The sequence below is a fragment of the Absicoccus sp. genome, from assembly GCF_034090965.1.
GTDB lineage: Bacteria > Bacillota_I > Bacilli_A > Erysipelotrichales > Erysipelotrichaceae > Absicoccus > Absicoccus intestinalis.
The window spans coordinates 48,339-67,629 of the sequence record NZ_JAXDRQ010000016.1; the positions used below are offsets into that span (position 1 = coordinate 48,339).

Annotated in this window: 19 protein-coding genes and 1 other annotated feature; of the genes, 2 read left to right on the top strand and 17 right to left on the bottom strand. The window is 41.5% G+C overall.

Going from position 1 to position 19,291, the window contains the following annotated elements:
• Positions 1 to 83: 83 nt before the first annotated feature.
• Together rpmF and SOS22_RS02760 are read right to left on the bottom strand one after the other, a co-directional pair.
• On the bottom strand, positions 84 to 254 hold the full coding sequence (gene rpmF / locus SOS22_RS02755) for a 50S ribosomal protein L32 (RefSeq protein ID WP_128519590.1): 171 nt from the start codon (positions 252 to 254) through the stop codon (positions 84 to 86).
• A gap of 11 nt (positions 255 to 265) precedes the next feature.
• A complete protein-coding gene (locus SOS22_RS02760) occupies positions 266 to 793 on the bottom strand; it encodes a YceD family protein (RefSeq protein WP_320325750.1) in 528 nt (175 codons plus the stop codon).
• Positions 794 to 870: 77 nt separating this feature from the next.
• Between SOS22_RS02760 and SOS22_RS02765 the strand changes: the two genes are divergently transcribed.
• Together SOS22_RS02765 and SOS22_RS02770 are read left to right on the top strand one after the other, a co-directional pair.
• Positions 871 to 1,869 (top strand): nucleotidyltransferase family protein, encoded by a 999-nt coding sequence (locus tag SOS22_RS02765; RefSeq protein ID WP_320325751.1) that lies wholly within the window; start codon positions 871 to 873, stop codon positions 1,867 to 1,869.
• Positions 1,866 to 2,402 carry a YdcF family protein gene (locus tag SOS22_RS02770; RefSeq protein ID WP_320325752.1) on the top strand — a complete coding sequence of 179 codons (537 nt, stop codon included), beginning with the start codon at positions 1,866 to 1,868 and terminating at the stop codon, positions 2,400 to 2,402. The genes SOS22_RS02765 and SOS22_RS02770 overlap by 4 nt, the downstream gene beginning before the upstream one ends.
• A gap of 10 nt (positions 2,403 to 2,412) precedes the next feature.
• Here the strand turns inward: SOS22_RS02770 and SOS22_RS02775 are convergent, their stop codons facing one another.
• The 15 genes from SOS22_RS02775 to SOS22_RS02845 form a co-directional block, all read right to left on the bottom strand.
• Entirely contained in the window at positions 2,413 to 4,614 is a 2,202-nt protein-coding gene (locus tag SOS22_RS02775; RefSeq protein WP_320596256.1) for a bifunctional (p)ppGpp synthetase/guanosine-3',5'-bis(diphosphate) 3'-pyrophosphohydrolase, read from the bottom strand.
• 29 nt (positions 4,615 to 4,643) lie between these two features.
• Entirely contained in the window at positions 4,644 to 5,165 is a 522-nt protein-coding gene (locus tag SOS22_RS02780) for an adenine phosphoribosyltransferase (RefSeq protein WP_320325754.1), read from the bottom strand.
• 55 nt (positions 5,166 to 5,220) lie between these two features.
• A complete protein-coding gene (locus SOS22_RS02785) occupies positions 5,221 to 6,762 on the bottom strand; it encodes a single-stranded-DNA-specific exonuclease RecJ (protein WP_320596257.1) in 1,542 nt (513 codons plus the stop codon).
• 44 nt (positions 6,763 to 6,806) lie between these two features.
• Positions 6,807 to 8,090, bottom strand: coding sequence for a GTPase ObgE (gene obgE, locus SOS22_RS02790; protein WP_320325823.1), 1,284 nt, complete (start codon positions 8,088 to 8,090; stop codon positions 6,807 to 6,809).
• A 58-nt stretch (positions 8,091 to 8,148) separates the two neighbouring features.
• Positions 8,149 to 8,433 carry a 50S ribosomal protein L27 gene (gene rpmA, locus SOS22_RS02795; protein WP_128519583.1) on the bottom strand — a complete coding sequence of 95 codons (285 nt, stop codon included), beginning with the start codon at positions 8,431 to 8,433 and terminating at the stop codon, positions 8,149 to 8,151.
• 5 nt (positions 8,434 to 8,438) lie between these two features.
• Positions 8,439 to 8,759, bottom strand: coding sequence for a ribosomal-processing cysteine protease Prp (locus tag SOS22_RS02800; RefSeq protein WP_320596258.1), 321 nt, complete (start codon positions 8,757 to 8,759; stop codon positions 8,439 to 8,441).
• Positions 8,760 to 8,761: 2 nt separating this feature from the next.
• Complete coding sequence (rplU, locus tag SOS22_RS02805; protein WP_128519581.1) at positions 8,762 to 9,064, bottom strand: 50S ribosomal protein L21; 303 nt, start codon at positions 9,062 to 9,064, stop codon at positions 8,762 to 8,764.
• An 11-nt stretch (positions 9,065 to 9,075) separates the two neighbouring features.
• Positions 9,076 to 9,147 (bottom strand) — a sequence feature (ribosomal protein L21 leader region).
• Positions 9,148 to 9,200: 53 nt separating this feature from the next.
• The gene (locus tag SOS22_RS02810; RefSeq protein ID WP_320596259.1) at positions 9,201 to 12,233 is read right to left on the bottom strand and encodes a DNA polymerase III subunit alpha; all 3,033 of its coding nucleotides are present in this window, start codon (positions 12,231 to 12,233) and stop codon (positions 9,201 to 9,203) included.
• Between the two features lie 54 nt (positions 12,234 to 12,287).
• Complete coding sequence (locus tag SOS22_RS02815; RefSeq protein ID WP_320596260.1) at positions 12,288 to 14,156, bottom strand: ABC-F family ATP-binding cassette domain-containing protein; 1,869 nt, start codon at positions 14,154 to 14,156, stop codon at positions 12,288 to 12,290.
• Complete coding sequence (locus SOS22_RS02820; protein ID WP_320596261.1) at positions 14,153 to 15,451, bottom strand: hypothetical protein; 1,299 nt, start codon at positions 15,449 to 15,451, stop codon at positions 14,153 to 14,155. Before SOS22_RS02820 ends, SOS22_RS02815 begins: the two co-directional genes overlap by 4 nt.
• 49 nt (positions 15,452 to 15,500) lie before the next feature.
• On the bottom strand, positions 15,501 to 16,856 hold the full coding sequence (gene asnS, locus SOS22_RS02825; protein WP_320325760.1) for an asparagine--tRNA ligase: 1,356 nt from the start codon (positions 16,854 to 16,856) through the stop codon (positions 15,501 to 15,503).
• Positions 16,857 to 17,083: 227 nt separating this feature from the next.
• Complete coding sequence (locus SOS22_RS02830) at positions 17,084 to 17,728, bottom strand: redox-sensing transcriptional repressor Rex (RefSeq protein WP_320596262.1); 645 nt, start codon at positions 17,726 to 17,728, stop codon at positions 17,084 to 17,086.
• An 84-nt stretch (positions 17,729 to 17,812) separates the two neighbouring features.
• On the bottom strand, positions 17,813 to 18,415 hold the full coding sequence (locus tag SOS22_RS02835) for a hypothetical protein (RefSeq protein WP_320596263.1): 603 nt from the start codon (positions 18,413 to 18,415) through the stop codon (positions 17,813 to 17,815).
• Positions 18,412 to 18,915 carry a Gx transporter family protein gene (locus SOS22_RS02840; protein ID WP_320596264.1) on the bottom strand — a complete coding sequence of 168 codons (504 nt, stop codon included), beginning with the start codon at positions 18,913 to 18,915 and terminating at the stop codon, positions 18,412 to 18,414. Before SOS22_RS02840 ends, SOS22_RS02835 begins: the two co-directional genes overlap by 4 nt.
• On the bottom strand, positions 18,915 to 19,277 hold the full coding sequence (locus SOS22_RS02845) for a NusG domain II-containing protein (RefSeq protein ID WP_320325764.1): 363 nt from the start codon (positions 19,275 to 19,277) through the stop codon (positions 18,915 to 18,917). Before SOS22_RS02845 ends, SOS22_RS02840 begins: the two co-directional genes overlap by 1 nt.
• Between the last annotated feature and the right edge of the window lie 14 nt (positions 19,278 to 19,291).

The following is a 19,291-nucleotide window of genomic DNA, read 5'->3' on the forward strand; positions in this document are numbered from 1 at the left end:
CTAGTTTCATTATAACAAACAAAACCTATGGAAAGTACAAAATTTAATTAAAAAAAGCATAGATCTTCATCTATGCCTAAGGATTACTTTTCAACGACTTGGCGACCGTGATATTCTCCACAAGAACACATCTTGTGAGCCAATTTGTATTCGCCACAGTTCGGGCAACGAACCAATGTTGGTGGCACTAATTTATAGTGACTTCTACGTTTTCCCTTACGTGTTTTAGATCCTCGTCTTTGTTGAACTGCCATGCTCGCACCTCCTAGTCATCATCATCCAGTTTGAATTCACTTAACTTTGCCCATCGTGGATCGATCGTATCTTCATCTTCTATCGGATCTTGATCAGAAAGCAATTGCCAGCCATCCCCTTTGGGATATTGGTCACGTGGCAATCGACTCACGCTGATTGGTGCCTCTAACAACACCGTTTCAAATATTTCCGGATTAAGATCAATGAAGTCATGTTTTACAACAATGATCTCATCATCGGCATCCTCATCCAATTGATCGAGTCGAACAAATGAGTAGGTTGATTGCGACGTCGTGTCAAATGTCACTTCGATATCCTCTGAAGTAATCGAATCACAAACGATCATCACACCGTCCATGTCCAAATCAGAGAAAACCAGTGCGTTTCCGTCAAACTGTAAAGTGCCCGTAACATGCACTTCAGGAATGGACTTGACTTGAGTATGATGGAGTAGATCGTTTTCTTCCATAGCGAGATGTTCATCAATATGTATGATTCCATTTTCGGAATGCAAGAAGTCTGTTTTTGTAAATTTCACGATCTTCACCTCATGTCGCATTTGATATTATAGTAAAAGCACACAAGAATGTCAATAAAATATGTTAGACTATAAGTATGTCGATCTGTGGAATTATTGCTGAATACAATCCCTTTCATCAAGGGCACGCCTATCAGCTTGCTTATGCGAAAAAACATTTTGATACTCTTGTTATCCTTACTTCCATGTATTACAGCCAAAGAGGTCTGCCCTCTTTGCTCTTACCGGAAGATAAAGCACGACTGTGTTTGGAACATGGAGCGGACCTGGTGATTGGCCTGCCCGTCTGTTACACGGCACAAAGTGCCGCTTATTTTGCGAAATACAGTTTACAAGCCCTACACCAGATTCCCATCGATCATTTGTTGTTTGGTTCCGAATCCAATGACATCCATCATTTGGAAAAAACCTATGAATCGATTCAATCAAAACCAATCGATGCCTCTACCAGCATGAATCATAATCTTCAATTGGATATATTGCCCAATGATCAATTGGCCCTCTATTATGTGCACGAATGCAAAAAAAGGGGAATCCAACCGGTATCGATGCAAAGAGATACAAGCTATCCATCCGCTACGCAAACCCGTCTGGACTATTTTAGTGGAAAGCCAGTATTGTATGATACCTATTTTCAAACCCACCAACAATGGGAAAATTATTATCCCTATTTGAAAACATTCCTTCAATTGAGTCCACCCGAAACCTTAGAACAGTATTTTTTGGTCAATGAAGGCATTGAATATCGCTTAAAGAAAGCTGCCAAACAAGACACGTGGTCTGATTTTCTTGAAACTGCCATTTCCAAGACCTATTCCCGCTCACGGATCCAACGAACCTGTTTGATGATTTTGCTACAAATCACCAAAGATAAAATGAAAGATCACAATCGATTTGATCGACTGATCGTCTTGGGCTTCAATGAAAAAGGCCAACAACTATTGAAAGGCAAGGATTGTGCCACCAAATTCAAAGAAATGCAGGCATTTGATCAATTCATTGAAAATCAAACGCTTACTCTATATAACAGTGTGCAACCACGACCCATTCATAGAAAGGCGGTCCTGAAAAAATGATCCTACTTTTGCTATTGATCCTTGTATGTTTTTTCGTCTATGAATATTACTTTCCGCCCATTCCCAGACCCAAGGGCGTCTATCCCTATGCATTATTGTTAGGGTGTCCAACCCATGCAGATGGGAGTTTATGCACATCCGCAAAAAAACGTTGCCAAAGAGCCATTCAGGCCTATCAAGATCATCAATTTGAAACGTTGGTAATTACAGGTGGTGCCGTCAAAAATCAATATACCGAATCCATTGCGATGAAAAATTATATTCTTGCCCAATGTTCCATGCCGATCATCTGTGAGACCCGATCCAAGAATACTTGGGAAAATATGGTCTACTCCAAAGAAATCATCCAAAACCAGCCTGTATTGATCATTACCAGTGGAACGCATGCTCGTCGGGCTTGTGCCATTGCGAAGCAACACTTTCACCAATACAGTGCCATCTGGTATCCAGAACATCGACCCAAACATATTTTCAGAGAAATGGTTTCTCGGCTTTTATATATCAAGATCGAACTACAAAAGAGGTTGCCCTAAGACAACCTCTTTATTGTATGACACGAACCACATCACGAACCGAGCGAACTTTTTTCAAATTGGACATCAAATTTTGAAGATGGGCTGCATTTTTCACGCCCAAGGTCAATTTGGTCGTTGCAGTCAATCGATTGGTGTCGACACCTGAATCCACATGCCGTAAATTAACGTTACATTGTTGGATCACGGTCACAATATCACTCAATAGATAATTGCGATCATCGCTATAAATGATCAATTGCGCTTCGTATTGTTTCTCTTCCAGATCCTCTTCCCATTGCACCGGAATCAATCGCTTGGTTTCATGTGCCACATTCGGACAATCTTTGCGATGGACTTTCACACCATGTCCTTGTGAAATAAAGCCAACGATCTCATCTCCAGGAATCGGCTGACAACAATTGGCCAAGGAAACCGCAATCGTATCGATACCGGGTACGATCACGCCGGTTTCGGATTTTTTACGCATTGGATTTGGCTTGTTGTACAATTTGATGATATCATCATCTTCCATCGCTTTGGCCTTAGTCGTATCAATGCGATCCATGACCGATTGCATCGATACTCTCTTATTGGCCAAGCCAATGTAGAAATCATCCAACGTTTTATAGGATAAAGAACCAATGATCGTTTCCAATCGTTGGGGCTCAATGAGTTTTTCATCCAAATGCCGCCGCACGATCTCCTCTTTCAACATCTGTTCGCCCTGTTTGATCATTTCTTTCTGCTCTTCGCGATCTTTCTTTTGCAGGAAAGAACGAATCTTATTTCGAGCATGCGCACTCCGAACGATCTTGATCCAATCTGGCGATGGTCCCGGTGAATTCTTATTGGTGAGGATCTCAACGACATCGCCATTATTCAATCGTGTATTCAATGGAACGATGGCCCCATTGACTTTGGCTCCCACTGTTTTATGTCCAACATCGGTATGAATGCGATACGCAAAATCGACAGGACAAGAACCAGGCGGTAAGGTGATGACACGGCCTCTTGGTGTCAAGCAATAGACATTGGCTTCAAAGATGTCTTTTTGTAGAACGGACATATATTCTTTGGCATCTTCGCTCTCTTCATCGGTCATTTGGGAAAAATCCCGGAACCAGGCTAATGAGTCTTCAATATCTTTTTGGCGCGTCTGATGATTGAAATTGCTGTTTTCTTTGTATTTCCAATGAGCAGCGACACCACGTTCCGCAACTTCATCCATTTCTTCCGTACGAATTTGAACTTCAAAAATATTACCATGCGTAGGTTCAACGATCGTTGTATGCAAAGATTGATATAAGTTGGCTTTCGGCATCGCAATATAATCTTTGAATCGCCCTGGAATCGGCCGATAGGTTGCATGGATATAGCCCAATATTTCATAACAATGCGTTACCGTATCGGTAATGATCCGGATCGCATACAAATCCAAAATTTCTTCAAATCGCTTATTTTTGTTGACCATCTTTTTATAGATGGAATAAAAATGCTTGCTTCGACCAAAGATACGATATGGAATATGATATGAATCCAAGATCGTTTGGATATCATTGATCATCATTTGGACTTGTTCGTTACGTTCGGAAACCCGTGTTTGGACCAATTCTTTGATGTTCTCATATTCCCTTGGCTTTAGGTATTTAAAAGAAAGATCTTCCAATTCGCTCTTGATCTCATTCATACCCAAACGATGCGCAATAGGGGCATAAACACTCAAAGTTTCCTTAGAGATTCGTTGTTGCTTCTCGGGCTTCATATATTGAAGCGTCCGCATATTGTGCAAACGATCGGCCAATTTGATATAGATGACACGCACATCTTTGGCCATCGCAATAAACAATTTCCGATGATTGCTCGCTTGATAATCTTCTTCATCTTGGAACTTAATCTTACCAACCTTGGTAACCGCTTCCACCATTTCAGCTACTTCTTCACCAAATTTTTCTTTGATCGTATCGTATGTGACTGCATCACAATCTTCCACAGTATCATGCAGCAAGCCAGCTTCGATGGTTCGTGGCCCACAATGAATTTGCGCCAACGTATCCGCTACTTGAATGCAATGCGTAATATAAGGAGCCCCACTTTTGCGCCTTTGATCTTTATGGACGTCAAATGCAAAGGCATACGCCTCTTGGATCTTTTCTAAACTGTCCGGGTTATGGATATAAGTTTTCACATGTTCCATACATTCATCAAAAGAAACTTCTTTAAATTCACTCATGTCCATACCCTCTCTTTCTTCTTAACTATTTATTCGCCCGCATAATGAGCTAAGGAACAAACCGGAATATCCCCAATTTTTTCGCGACCATGAAGATCATCCAATTCAATCACAAAGCCACAACCAACAACTTGACCACCCATTTGTTCAACCAATTGAATCGCTGCTTGTGTCGTTCCTCCGGTGGCCAATAAATCATCGATCACAACGACTTTTTGTCCCGGTTTGATGGCATCGGTATGCATGCATAACTCATCTTCGCCATATTCTAGACCATATTTTACCGAAATCGCTTCGCGTGGTAATTTGCCTGGTTTGCGAATGGGGGCAAAACCCAAATTGCACTCTAAGGCAACGGGTACACCAAACAAAAAGCCTCGCGCTTCTGGTCCAATCACAAAATCCGCCTGGGTTTCTTTCACAAAATCCACGAATGTTTGTGTGACATAACGCAATGCCTCTGGATCTTGAAGGATCGGTGTGATATCTCTAAAAATGATTCCTTCTTTGGGAAATCCAGGAATACTGGCAATATACTTTTTAATATCCATACTTATTCTTTTCCTCTTTTCTTATATATCGCTATTTTACAACACGATGACTCATCTAGCCAATATAATTGATGGTTTCAATGATAAAAGACGGTTTTCTTTGACCTCGAAATTGATTGATTTGTACCTGACCGACAAAACTATAAATTTGATTCACACTTTTTTGTTTTTCTTGCTCCGTTTGATTGAAATTCATACATTCCAATCCATTCCGCAAGATATATCGTACATGCTTGCCATTTTGAATGGGAAACATCGATTGAATTTCAGGATGGATCAATTCAAAAGAAGGACAGACAAAACCAGGCCCAAAAGGTCGGAGTTGATCTAAACTTTGGATTGCGGATAGGCTTAATTCTTCCGGCAATACCGATAGGGTTTCCAAATGGGGCTCTTCCCATTGAAAGGTCTGGATCCGATCATGAATATATTTTTTGAAAAGGGTATAATCTTGCGGACTCAAACTAAACCCCGCCGCTTGGGCATGGCCTCCAAATGTGGCATAAGATGGAAAATCTTTCAAAAAGGCCATGCAGTTGAAACCTTCGGGCGAGCGTATGGATGCTTTGTATCCCTCTTGATTTTTTGTCATGACAATGGCTGGTTTATGATAGGCGTTGCATAAATTTCCAGCCACCAATCCAATGATGCCTTCATGATACGAGGCATCACTGACCAATAAGACCTCTTCTTGTAGGGCACATTTCGCTTTGGCATGATTGACCATCTGCATGGATAAATCTTTCCTGCGATCATTCAATTGATTGATTTGTTGCTGGAAAGTGAACAATTGACTGCGATCACTGCATAAAAAATATCGAACCACAGTATTCACATTGCCTAAATTGGATAACCTGCCAACCGCATTTAATTTAGGAACAATTTGAAAACCAACATTGACTTCATTCAATTGCCGGTCATTCGCCAATGGGGATATATGTGATTCCGCTTTCTCATTCAATCGTTTTAGACCTTGTTGGATGATGGCTCGCGTTTGGCCTTTGACGATCATGACATCGCCAATGCTCGCAATGGCAGCCAATTCCAGATCATAACCGGTGGCGAGGCCTAAAGCACGGATACACTCAAAGGCAACACCGGCACCACATAAAGTTGAAAATACGGGTTCCATGTTGGTTGGATGCACGAGAAGATCACAAGGTACGGGATTTTCGATTTCGTGATGATCGGTTACAATGGTTGTCATTCCATACAACTTGGCTTTTTCTAAAGCATCGATTGCTTTTACCCCATTATCGACCGTAATGATGGTCGTATACCCTTTGGCATGGGCTTTCTGTACAGTTTGGGGATGAAGGCCATAGCCTTCTCGAATGCGATCGGGTATATAATAACCCACTTCGATGCCATAGCGACGTAAACCATGGACCATGATCGTTGTGGCCAGGATCCCATCGCAATCATAATCACCACCCACAAAGATTTTCTCGTCTTTATGGGTTGAAATAAAGTCCACAAACGATTGTATAGATGGTGCTTGTGAAACGGGAGCCAGCCTTTGCGTATGGGTCCAATAGTCCCATTCTTTTGGATCGGAGACGATAAATTGTAAAACTTTTTGTGCTAAATTTTCCATGTTCGTATTATAGCACAAATAAAAAGCAGAACGATCGTTCTGCTCTAGCTTTCAATAAAATCAAATTCAAATCCATGAATTCGAACCGTATCGCCATCTTGACAACCTGCTTTACGCAACGCATCATCAATGCCCATATAACGCATCCGCTGACTAAATAAATAATAGTCTTCTTCCGTGTTGAGCTTGGTGATGTCAAAGGATCGATCAATTTTTGGCCCTTTGACTTCAAAGACATGCGGTTCCACTTTGATGATTTCAAAGTCTTTGGGTTTGGCTTCCAAAGTATAGGTAACCCCAGCATCTTGACCCCAGTCATCCATGATTGGAAATGGTGGCGTGCTGGCTAACAGATCCGCTGCTTTGCGTAAGACGGGATCCAATCCTTCGTGAATGATCGTACATGTTTCAAATACCGGGACATCGGGATAGGTGGCTTTAAAGCGTTGCAGATTTTCCTTTGCCGCATCCAGATCCATCTTATTTGCGACCACGATTTGCGGTCTTTCCAACAAGCGCATTTGATAAGAGCCCAGCTCATCATTGATGATCTTGTAATCTTGGACAGGATCCCTGCCTTCTTCACCACCCATATCGATCACATGTAGAATGACCCGACAACGTTCGATATGTTTCAAAAATTCATGTCCCAGACCTTTGCCTTGGCTGGCTCCTTCGATCAATCCGGGTAAATCTGCCAAAATAAAACTGCGTCCATCTTTGGTTTCCACCACACCAACGTTCGGTGCTCGTGTCGTGAACGGATAATCACCGATTTCTGGATGGGCCCGGCTGACCGCATCTAAAAAAGTGGATTTGCCAACGCTTGGAAAACCAACCAGACCTACATCGGCTAATACCCGTAACTCTACGATACAATCAAATTCTTCTCCGGGTTTGCCATCTTCGGCATATTTAGGTGCCGTGTTCCGACTGGATTTAAAATGATAATTGCCCCGGCCACCTCGACCACCATGAGCGACAATTTGTTGCTGATGCGGTTGGGTAAGATCCGCTACAATTTGACCCGTATCTGCATGCTTTACGATCGTGCCTAAAGGCACCTTCACGATGGTATCTTGGCCATTGGCTCCATGCATTTTTTTCGTCTTGCCATTTTCTCCCGGTGTCGCCTTGATCTTTCGATGATAACGAAGATCCATTAATGTGATCATATTGGGATCGGCTTCAAAGATGACATCGCCGCCTTTGCCCCCATCACCGCCAAAAGGACCGCCGTAAGCAACATATTTTTCATGGCGAAAACTGACGATTCCATTTCCACCATTTCCGGCTTTGACATTGACTTTTACTTGATCGACAAACATTGCCATTTCCACACCTTCTTTCTAAAAGAAAACCCCGGTATTGCCGGGGTCCTTCGTCTTAAGCTTGTGGGTAAACAGAAACTTGTTTCTTATGTTTTCCCAAACGTTCAAATTTAACAACACCATCCACTAATGCGAACAATGTGTCATCGCCACCACGACCTACGTTAGTTCCGGGATGAATCTTTGTTCCACGTTGACGATAAATGATGCTTCCTGCATGGCAAGCTTGTCCATCAGCTACTTTGCATCCTAAACGCTTCGATTCTGAGTCACGACCGTTCTTAGTCGAACCAACTCCCTTTTTTGATGCGAATAATTGATTATTTAAAACGAATTTCATGTCGGTTACACCTCAACTTTCTTTATTTTGATTATTTTCGAATTCACTTGAGCCACCGTATCCAATTGAATAACAAATGTTTCAAGGATCGATTGTAAAAGAGGGGTAGACTCTTTTACATGAATACTCACAAAGCCATCTTCCATGGTGAGCTCACAACTGTTTGGGCATTGTTGATCAATGCTGTTGAGAATCCCTACACTGATGGCACTCACTTGTGCACATACAAGAGCATATTGCTCATGTTCTTGCTGATCTTCATGCCCACTTACAACGATGAGTTCCCAATTTTTTTGATGTCTTTGCTCGTGAACAGCAATGAACATTACTAAGCCTCAATAGAAGCAATCTTCACAGCTGTATATGGTTGACGATGTCCTTGTTTACGACGAGTTGAACTCTTCTTAGGACGGTATTTTACGATCGTGATCTTCTTACCTTTTCCTTGTTTTTCAACGACACCTGTAACTTTTGCACCTTCTACATATGGTTTTCCAATTTTACCATCTGCGAACAATACCTTGTCGAATACGACCTCATCACCTTCGTTAGCCGCTAATTTTTCAACATAAATTACAGCATCTTGTTCAACTTTGATTTGTTTTCCGCCAGTTTCAATAATTGCGTACATATGTGCACCTCCTATTCATGAATACTCGCCATTAAGGTGTGCGAAGCATCTTTCAAACCTTTTCTGTGCGGTTGCCGACTGCGGAGTCTGCAACAATAGTATTTTATCCAAAGGACCCCTTCACGTCAATCTTTTTTTACTTTTCTTTGATCCATGTCAGTGCATTCGCGATCATCGAATCCGATCGATCCTTTTTCCCATGGATCTTCACAAACGCACCGACTTGGATGTTTTCTTTTTCTTTTTCATACATACGCGGCATGATCGCAATATCCATTTGTGCACTCTCATCTTCTAAAGTAAGAAAACACATCATCGACTGGGTCTTCTTGGTTCGGTGGATATGATATCGACTGATCTGTCCTACAATGGTTATATAGCCCATCGTTTGTAAAGCTTGTTGGATGGGGATACAAGGCTGCATTTGTTGACGTAAACGAGCAATGGGATGCTCGGTCAAATAAAAGCCATATACCTGTTTTTCTTTTTTTGATTTAGCCAATGGATCTTCTTTCATCGGCAAGATCCTAGGGGGCGATACAATATCATAATTAAACAAAACCCCTTCATTGGTTTTTGTTTGTACGATCGATGCATATTGTAAGACATCCCGTAAAGCTTCTTGCATGGTGGCTCGATTCAAACCAAAACCATCCAGAGCACCGCCATCGATCAAGATGCGCATATTGGATTCGTTCACTTTTTGCGCAGAAGAGCGAACCACAAAATCAATATAGTTCTTATAAGGTTTTCCTGGCTCCAATTGTTGATGCACCAATTGGCCAATGCCTTTCATGACTTCCAGTGGCATGCGTAAGCCTTTCTTTTCGATCGTATAGCCATTTTGGGATGCATTGACATCTGGATACAAAATCGGGATGTGCCGTCTTTGACATTCATAGATATACATGCTCGTCTTGGATTCCGAACCAATGACACTATTCAAGATACTTTGATAAAAATATAAAGGCACATTGGCTTTCAAATACGCCATTTGATATGCCACCATGCCATAGGCATAACTATGACATTTATTAAAACCATATTCCGCAAATCGTTCCATCAAGTCAAAGATTTCTTCCGCCACTTTTTTGGTGCATTGATTCTGTATTGCACCATCAATAAACTGTTGGCGATACGAAACCATCAGATCCATCTTTTTCTTTCCCATGGCTTTTCGTAAATTATCGGCTTGTGCCAAACGAAAACCACCAATCGTTTGCGCAATCTGCATGATTTGTTCCTGGTACACTATGATTCCATAGGTATCTTTTAAGATGGGTTCTAATCGCGGATCCAAATATTGGATCTTGCGCGGCTCTTTGCGATTCTCTAAATAAATAGGGATATTTTGCATAGGTCCGGGACGATACAGCGCCAATACAGCGGCAATATCTTCAAATCGCTTGGGTTGCATCTGGATCAACAATTTACGAATACCATCGGATTCCAATTGAAAGACTCCCATGGTATCTCCTCTTGAAAACAATTGATAGGTTTTCGCATCGTTTAAAGGTAATTTTAAAATATCGATGGTGCGATGTTGATCGGTTTCAATGGCTTTTACGATTGAAGCAATCGTGGTCAAATTACGAATGCTCAAAAAATCCATTTTGATCAAGCCGAGATCTTCTAGATATTCCATCGGAAATTGGGTAGCTTGGATGGTTTCATCCACAGCCACTAGCGGACAAATCTTTTCGATGGGCTGATCCGAGATCACGATACCGGCTGCATGCAAAGAAATATGTCGCGGTGTTCCCTCAATTTTTGCTGCCCAGTCATACAATTCCTGACTTTCTTTGTCTTGATCGATCAATCGATGAAAGGATGCATTGTTTTGATACGCCTCCAACAAGGTTTCCCGATTCAAAGTTTTAGCGATCGCATCCACTTTACGAATGGGATAATTCAATACCCGTGCCACATCTCGTAAGGCGGCCTTGGCCTTCATGGTATTAAAAGCGACAATATGAGCCACATGAGCATCGCCGTATTTTTGGCGTACATATTCGATCACTTCATCGCGTCGATCATCGGGAAAATCGGTATCGATATCGGGCATCGAAATACGTTCTGGATTTAAAAAGCGTTCAAACAATAAATGATTTTTGATTGGATCAATATGGGTAATACCTAAACAATAGGCAACCAGCGAGCCAGCTGCGGATCCTCGTCCAGGCCCGACATAAATACCTTGTGAACGGGCATAGCGAATAAAATCCCAGACGATCAAAAAATAATTGGTAAACCCCATTTTAACGATTACCGAGAGTTCATATTCAAGCCGTTTCACATAGGTTGCTGGCACATTGTGATTCATCCGTTTTTCCAGACCCGCCTTGGATAATTTGATCAAATAAGCGGTATTATCGATATGAAGCTTATTTTCAAATTGTGGTAGATGACTTTTTGTCATGGCCATCTGAACGTTACATTGACGTGCAATGTGATCGGTCATTTCAAGATCAGCCGAATCATAAAGTTTTTTCATTTCCGTATCCGTTCGAATATATCGATCATTTTGGACATCTAAGGTCTGGTCTTGGATCGTCGTTTGTTTCGCAATGGCTCGTAAGATCCGCAATTGCTTGACATCTTCCGGCTTTTGATAATAGATGCAAGATAAAGCGACCGTAGGCATGCCTTGTTTCTGGGCACAAGCCCTTATTTTTTGATTGATCTCTTTTCGATAAATAGAATCATTCTTGGCGATTCCTACATAAAAATCTTTCCATAAAGATTGGCAATGGGTTAGATGTTCGATCAATACATCGGTTTCTTTATGATTGACCCATCGCTCAAAACTATCTGTCGTTATCACGATGCAGGCACTGGTTTGCTGGGCCAATTCATCCAAAGTATATTCTTTTTCATGCATCCATTGGGTGGAAACATGATACAGCTGCTGCAACGCTTGATCATTTTTGGCAAGAAACACAAAGGAGAATGTTTGTTCATGATATTGACAATCTCCTTCCAAGCCAAGAATCGGATGGATCTGTTTTTTTTGGGCATAGGACCAAAAGGCCATCGTACCATACATGGATTTCCAATCCGTCAGGGCTACGTGTTCCAGCCCCATCGATTTGGTCGTATCCACTAATGAGGCAATCGATAGTGGCGATCGAAGCAACGAATAATAACTGCGAGCATGTAGATGTACCATGGATCCATCCTCCTTCCTCTTTAGTATAGCACACAAAAAGAGCACGATCGTGCTCTAAGTGGCTTGCTCCAAAAGGGCCATCTTTTCTTCCCATTCCTGTTCCAGATGCGCAATTTCATTATGTTTTTCATCGATTTGCGCATTGAGCTGGTCCATCTTGCGAAAGTCTTGGTAATATTCGGGTTCAAATCGTTTGTCACGTAATGCTTCCAGCTCCGATTCCGCACGTTCCAAGAGCGTTTCCAATTTAGCGACCCGATTCTTTAACTGCTTGGTATCTTGAAAAGTGACTTTGGATTCTTTTTTTTCTTGTTGCTGCAGTGGCATCTCTTCTAGATCATCGGCCGTTTTCTTCTCGAGATATTCCTCATAGGACAAGGCATACACATGGCTTTCTGGCCCCATTTCCAGCACATGATCTGCCATCTTTTTCAGAAACATCCGGTCATGTGATACAAACAATACGGTTCCATCGTATTGCATCAAAGCATCTTCCAGGGCTTCTTTGCTCGGAATATCCAAATGATTGGTGGGCTCATCCAAAACCAAACAATTGTCGTGTTCCAACATCAGACAAGCTAAGGCTAAGCGAACACGTTCGCCACCGGATAGTGTATTGACATCTTTAAAGACTTCATTTTCAGTAAACAAAAAGGAAGCCAAAATATTCCGAATCTCGGTCTGATTGGCCATGGAATCATGTGCCCACAAAGTATCCAATACATTTTTATCCGATGTCATCTGGGCACTTTCCTGATCAAAATAGCCCACATCGATTTGATGGCCCCATTGATACGTTCCCTGTAAGGGTGGGATCTTTTGGATCAAGGTCTTGACCAAGGTACTCTTACCAATGCCATTGGGCCCCACAATGGCCATACGCCAACCTTTTCGTAAGGAAAAATCAACGGTGCTCAACGCTTGATCATAACCAATTTGGAGATGTTCCACTTCTAAGACCTGGTTGCCTCCTTTGCGAGCCGAGCTAAAATGGGCACGCATTTGGGAATGATCCGCTTGCATATCTTCGATCGTATCCATCCGGTCCAGATATTTTTGTTTGGACTTCGCAAAAGCGGCCTTAGAACTTTTAGCATGAAATTTATCGATCAATGCCGTTAAGCGTTGAATTTCTTGTTGCTGCCGAATATAGGCTTCATGATTTTTGGCAATATATTCTTTTTTTGCTTGCACATAATGGGTATAATTGCCCGGAAAGCGCAATGTCTTGCCATGGTCAATTTCAATGATCTCATCACAAACATGATCCAAGAAGACCCGATCATGAGAGACCACGATAATGGCAAATGGATACGCTTTGACATACCCTTCCAACCATTCGATCGATTCAACATCGAGGTGGTTGGTTGGTTCATCCAGCAATAAGACATCGGGTTTGGACAACAACAATTTTACCAAGGCAATGCGCGTCTTTTGACCACTGGAAAACGCTTTGATGGGTTTATTCAGATCCTCTTCTGTAAACGAAAAATGAAAGAAGACATTTTTTAATTCTACTTCGTAATTATACCCATTGAGCATTTCGAATTCATTTTGCATGCGATCGTATTTTTCAAGTTGCACCATACTGGCATCGGTTGCCAAAATATCGGCTTGTTTCAATAGATCTTTTTCCAGTTGTCGCACATGGTCAAAAGCTCGGAGTAATTCTTCATAGACAGTATTGTCTTGATCATAAAAAGTAATTTGCGATAGATACCCCACATGAGTATCATTGGCAATCACGACGTGTCCGCTATCGGGTTGTTCTTGTTGACAGATGATCTTTAATAAGGTGGTCTTGCCACAACCATTTCGACCGACCAAGCCAATTTTTTCTTTGGCTTTGACCGTCAAGCCAGCCCCATTCAAAACCATCTGGGTACCATAGCTTTTCTGGATCCGACTTAAACTGACTTTCAATTTGATCCTTCTTTCTTTACATCCAAATAATAAGCAACACCTTTGGCCAATGCTTTGGCTATTTTGGTCTTATTCTTTTGGTAATACTGAATACTGCTTGTATCGTCCCCATTCAAAAATTGGAAATAGACACCATACATACCTGGACTATCTTTATAGCGTTGATTTTCTTTGGATGAAGTGGTACGACCCGCATAAGTTGCTTTGCCCCCACTTTCACGCAATTGTGGCCAGACTTCGTATTTATCATTCTCATCGTTATAGCCATCAAAAAGGACTCCATCTTCATGCAGTTGTCGAGCACTGGATTGGGTATCATCCATTTTGATACCATTTTTTTGCATGATATACGAAATATTATCGGCTAATACCCCCGATGTATGTGGCGAAACCATCATGAATGGTTTTTCCGTCGTATCGTATTGACTAAAACCAACACTTAAAAAGATCTTGGCTTTGTGTTCATACCCTTTCGCTACACGACCACTTCGACCACTATAGGAAGGGGTCCCCTCTTTTTTGCGCGTCAATTGCACGTTTAAACCATATTTTTCGAGTTCTGCCTTGACTTTGGTGGCAAAATCATACGCTTCGGCTTGTTCCGTCAGGTTTCCCGCCGTTAATCCATCGGCCACTTGATTGTTTTCGGTATCATAAATATCACCGCATGGATCGATCATCACGTCGACTGTATCGGCTTTGGGAATATTTTCCGTAACGGAAATAAAGGCATAATTCTTTTTTAGATGAATGTCCTGATCTTTTAAATAATCGGTATCGGCATCCATGGAAATATGTTTCACGCGATGCTTTCGACGAACCGTTTCAAAGGGTTCCATGTGCACCTTTTTATTGAAGTATACGCGTTTTTTTTCAAAATGATCATACACATAGACTTCATACAATCCAGGATCCAATTGATTGGTCTTGATGCCTTCATCCGCACCTGAACCAAAGGTATAATTGATTTCTTCCTGGGTCTCGACATTGACCAAGACCAAATTCGCGCCCATCAGTGCATCCGTTTTGTTTAGTGCTGTATCGTGATAGAGCTTGAGTGATTCGCCATACATGGTATAGGTCTTCACTTGATAATTTTGGTTAAAATGGGTCTTGATATTATTTTTCAAGATGGGGGTATCTTGGATCGTATCCAAATAGGTTTCATTGATCCGATCCACATCGGTAGGTCGTGTGACATATAAAAAAATCGAAATAACGATCAAGGCAATGGTCGTGACCAATAATATTGAACGACGAACAGGAGATATCGAATGAAATGTTTTCTTTGCCATACCGTATTTATACCAAACTTTAAAAAAGCCGTCAATGTGACGGCAGTGATTAGAAAATCAAGTTTCTTGGTGTTCTTGGATATGGTTCGACATCACGAATATTTTGCATGCCAGTCACATACATCAGCATACGATCAAATCCTAAACCAAAGCCGGAATGTTTGCATCCGCCAAAACGACGCAGATCCAGATACCATTGCAAGGTGGATTGATCCATACCCAATTCCTGCATCCGTTTTTCTAGTACGTCATATCGTTCTTCTCGTTGGCTACCGCCAACCAATTCTCCCACGTAAGGAACCAATAAATCGCAAGCGGCCACGGTCTTTTGATCCTCGTTGACACGCATATAGAAAGCCTTGATGTCTTTTGGATAATCCGTCAAGAATACGGGACCATTGACGATCTTTTCGGAAATGTAGCGTTCGTGCTCACTTTGCAGATCCATGCCCCAATAGATGTCTTGATTTTCAAATTGATCTTTGGCTTTTTCTAAATGCTCGATTGCTTCGGTATAGGTCATACGCACAAATGGAGAATTGGCAACATGCGTGATTCGTTCCAACAGGCCTTTATCGACATATTGATTGAAGAATGCCATTTCTTCGGGTGCATGTTCCAAACAATAGTTGATGCAATATTTGATCATGGCTTCAATACAATCCATATCATCGGCTAAATCGGCAAAGGCCAATTCGGGTTCGATCATCCAGAATTCCGAGGCATGACGAGTCGTATTGGAATTTTCTGCACGGAACGTAGGTCCAAAGGTATAGACATTGCGATACGTCAATGCAAAGGGTTCGACATGTAACTGACCAGATACGGTCAATTGCGCATGTTTTCCAAAGAAATCTTGATCATATTTATCGTCTTTGCGGGTCGTGACAGTAAAGCATTCGCCAGCTCCTTCGGCATCATTGCCCGTAATGATTGGTGTATGGACATAGACAAAGCCTTGGTCTTGGAAAAAGGTATGGATGGCCATGCTCAACACCGAACGCAAACGGAAGATCGCATAATAGCTGTTGGCACGTGGTCGAATATGTGGAATTTCGCGCATATATTCAAAACTGTGACGTTTCTTTTGAATGGGATAATCATGATCACAAGCGCCTAATACTTCAATGGAATCCGCATGGATCTCAAAGGATTGTTTGCCTTTGGGTGTATATACAAAAGTTCCTTTGACTTCTACAGCCGATCCCAAGGTGATCTTTCCCGCTTGTTCAAAGGTTGGTAGATCTTGTTCATAAACGACTTGTACATTGGTAAAACACGATCCATCATTGATCACGATAAAACCAATTTTTTTACTAGCGCGATTGGTACGCACCCACCCTTGAATGTCTACTTTTTGACCATCCAATTGGGCGGCTTGTTCTTTCATTTTTTTAACTAACATTGTTCTTCTCCTCCCAGAAAATAAAAAAATCGCTCCCTAAAAGGAACGATTTAATAAACCGCGGTGCCATCCTCATTTACATATGAATATGTACCCTTTGATCGATGTAACGTATCGAACGAGACTGTCTACTTATTTTCTCCAGTCCAGCTCCACAGGTGTTCTTCGATATCTATTCTTGTCTTTCACCATCACAAGTCGCTACTGTCGATATGTCCGTCCTGTTTCTATGCTTTTTTATTCATGGAATTGGATTCAAAAACCAATTCTTGTATTGATGATACCACATCCACGCTCTTGACAACAACCCCTTTTGGGACATTAAAATGCTTGGATGTAAAATCAATAAATCCGGTAATGCCGCACTCCACCAAGCGATCAACAGTCTTTTGAACGCCGTGCGTGATCGTTAAGATCGCAATGTGACATCCCTGCGGAATTTTTTCTTCTAGTTCATCCATCGAATAGACGGGAACACCATATAATTCCATCCCGATCTTTGATTTATCTCGATCAAAGGCACAAACAATTTCACCGACAACGTAATCCCATTTGTTGTAGTTCATCAAAGCGCGTCCTAAGTTTCCTGCTCCAATGAGAATGATCTTCTCGTCAAAATCGACTCCCAATTGCTGATTAAAGATCTCGACCAATCGATCTACACTATAGCCGTAGCCTTGTTTGCCTAGATTGCCTAAAAAAGAAAAATCACGACGAATCGTTGTGGGTTCAATGTTGACCAGTTCGGCCAATTCTTTGGACATGACACGTTCCACACCGTGTTTTTTTAATTTTCGTAAGGCTTTTAAATAAACTGGATATCTTTGAAAGGTGGCTTTTGGTACATTTTTATTATTATTATTCGTAGTCATTACAACCTCCGCATAGTTATCTATATTGTAACTGCTTGTGAAGTATTTAGCAACCGTTGTGAATAAAAAAATAGATGTCACAAATCATTTGGACATCTGTCTTTCATCTAACTTTTTCAAAGTGGGATCCACAAATTGAATCAAATCTTGCATTTGCTCTTTGACAATGGAGGCATATCCATACTGAAAGGTATAATAAACAAAAACACCAAACATAAGAAGCAAGGACAGCCAAATTATCAAAAAAGATAAATGAAAAAGCAAGACCAATACGATCAGTGCCACCACAAAAACGAGCGTCGCAATCTGCAAAATACGTACTTTATAGCGTTCTTCATACGTATGTAAAAGGGATGGAAATTCTTTTAGAAAGGCTATGGTAAAAGCATCCAATGGTCGATTGGTAAAAACGATCCCTGCATATGTACGTTTGGGCGTTTGTCTGGCTAAGGAAACTTGTTGCATGCGCATGACCACAAATCGTAAGGCTTCTTCGTTTTTTTCTTTGCGATATTTTCGGCCATATAATTCCATCAATTTTAAATAATCCACATCATACACGGGATCCTGGCTCATTTGGATACAAAGATCATGTAATTGATTCATGGAATTTTGCGAATACGTTCCCAAACTATCTTGCATTAGGCGTTCGACTTGTTTTAAAGCGCCCATATATGGTTGCGTCATTCAACCATCCTTCCTTTCAATCGATCCAGCATTTTTTGTGATAGGATGGCCACAACTAAACCACTCACAATGGAAAGGGCCAATAAGATTGGCAAAAACAGCTGCATAAAATATTGTTGATAGATCCATGTTACGGCAATCACTTGGCCTACGCTATGAAAAGCGGCTCCCAAGATGGAAATGCCATAGATAGAAAATACCTTGACATCGGCACCAATCGACATCGCCAGCAAGCTCAACAAGCCGCCAGATAACGAAAGCCAGAAGGCGACGCTAAAAAGCGTCCCTTGTAGTATGGCGCTTAAAAAGATCCGACCCATACCGACGATCCACATGGATTTTTTATCATAGATCATCAATGCAAATAAGCTAGCTAAATTGGCGAGTCCAATCTTAAATCCGGGAACGATCATCACGATGGGCACAAAGCTTTCAATGAGTTGTAAAAGAATGCCCACGGCCATCAAAAATCCTAAATTGACACTTTTTCTTGTATTCATCATTGAATCACCGTATCCTCACTGGAATCATTTCCCTCTTCAATTTGAACCACGGTTTCATTGGGAAGACAAACAATGGGCGTATTCGCATTGGATACATATCCTTGTTTGGAACACGTATGATGTGGACTGTTTTCTTGTCGCACGCGAACTGCACCATCTTTCACCTGAATATGAACCGGTCCCAACTTCCCTTTTACGGTATATTCTTTATTCTGTCTTAGATCGATGCGTAATACTTCTTTGTTGGCAACTTGGACAACCGCGACTTTGGATGTCGGTGCATTGTGCAATAAAGGAAAAATCAAACCAATCGAAAGAATCATGATACCAACGATCAAGATCTTATCTGCCTTTGTCATGTCAATCATTATAG

What these genes read in the sequence shown, in the direction of transcription:
- rpmF (WP_128519590.1), bottom strand. Translation starts at nt 254, where the DNA reads ATGGCAGTTCAACAAAGACGAGGATCTAAAACACGTAAGGGAAAACGT.
- SOS22_RS02765 (WP_320325751.1), top strand. Translation starts at nt 871, where the DNA reads ATGTCGATCTGTGGAATTATTGCTGAATACAATCCCTTTCATCAAGGG.
- SOS22_RS02770 (WP_320325752.1), top strand. Translation starts at nt 1,866, where the DNA reads ATGATCCTACTTTTGCTATTGATCCTTGTATGTTTTTTCGTCTATGAA.
- SOS22_RS02775 (WP_320596256.1), bottom strand. Translation starts at nt 4,614, where the DNA reads ATGAGTGAATTTAAAGAAGTTTCTTTTGATGAATGTATGGAACATGTG.
- SOS22_RS02780 (WP_320325754.1), bottom strand. Translation starts at nt 5,165, where the DNA reads ATGGATATTAAAAAGTATATTGCCAGTATTCCTGGATTTCCCAAAGAA.
- SOS22_RS02785 (WP_320596257.1), bottom strand. Translation starts at nt 6,762, where the DNA reads ATGGAAAATTTAGCACAAAAAGTTTTACAATTTATCGTCTCCGATCCA.
- obgE (WP_320325823.1), bottom strand. Translation starts at nt 8,090, where the DNA reads ATGTTTGTCGATCAAGTAAAAGTCAATGTCAAAGCCGGAAATGGTGGA.
- rpmA (WP_128519583.1), bottom strand. Translation starts at nt 8,433, where the DNA reads ATGAAATTCGTTTTAAATAATCAATTATTCGCATCAAAAAAGGGAGTT.
- SOS22_RS02800 (WP_320596258.1), bottom strand. Translation starts at nt 8,759, where the DNA reads ATGTTCATTGCTGTTCACGAGCAAAGACATCAAAAAAATTGGGAACTC.
- rplU (WP_128519581.1), bottom strand. Translation starts at nt 9,064, where the DNA reads ATGTACGCAATTATTGAAACTGGCGGAAAACAAATCAAAGTTGAACAA.
- SOS22_RS02810 (WP_320596259.1), bottom strand. Translation starts at nt 12,233, where the DNA reads ATGGTACATCTACATGCTCGCAGTTATTATTCGTTGCTTCGATCGCCA.
- SOS22_RS02820 (WP_320596261.1), bottom strand. Translation starts at nt 15,451, where the DNA reads ATGGCAAAGAAAACATTTCATTCGATATCTCCTGTTCGTCGTTCAATA.
- asnS (WP_320325760.1), bottom strand. Translation starts at nt 16,856, where the DNA reads ATGTTAGTTAAAAAAATGAAAGAACAAGCCGCCCAATTGGATGGTCAA.
- SOS22_RS02830 (WP_320596262.1), bottom strand. Translation starts at nt 17,728, where the DNA reads ATGACTACGAATAATAATAATAAAAATGTACCAAAAGCCACCTTTCAA.
- SOS22_RS02835 (WP_320596263.1), bottom strand. Translation starts at nt 18,415, where the DNA reads ATGACGCAACCATATATGGGCGCTTTAAAACAAGTCGAACGCCTAATG.
- SOS22_RS02840 (WP_320596264.1), bottom strand. Translation starts at nt 18,915, where the DNA reads ATGAATACAAGAAAAAGTGTCAATTTAGGATTTTTGATGGCCGTGGGC.
- SOS22_RS02845 (WP_320325764.1), bottom strand. Translation starts at nt 19,277, where the DNA reads ATGACAAAGGCAGATAAGATCTTGATCGTTGGTATCATGATTCTTTCG.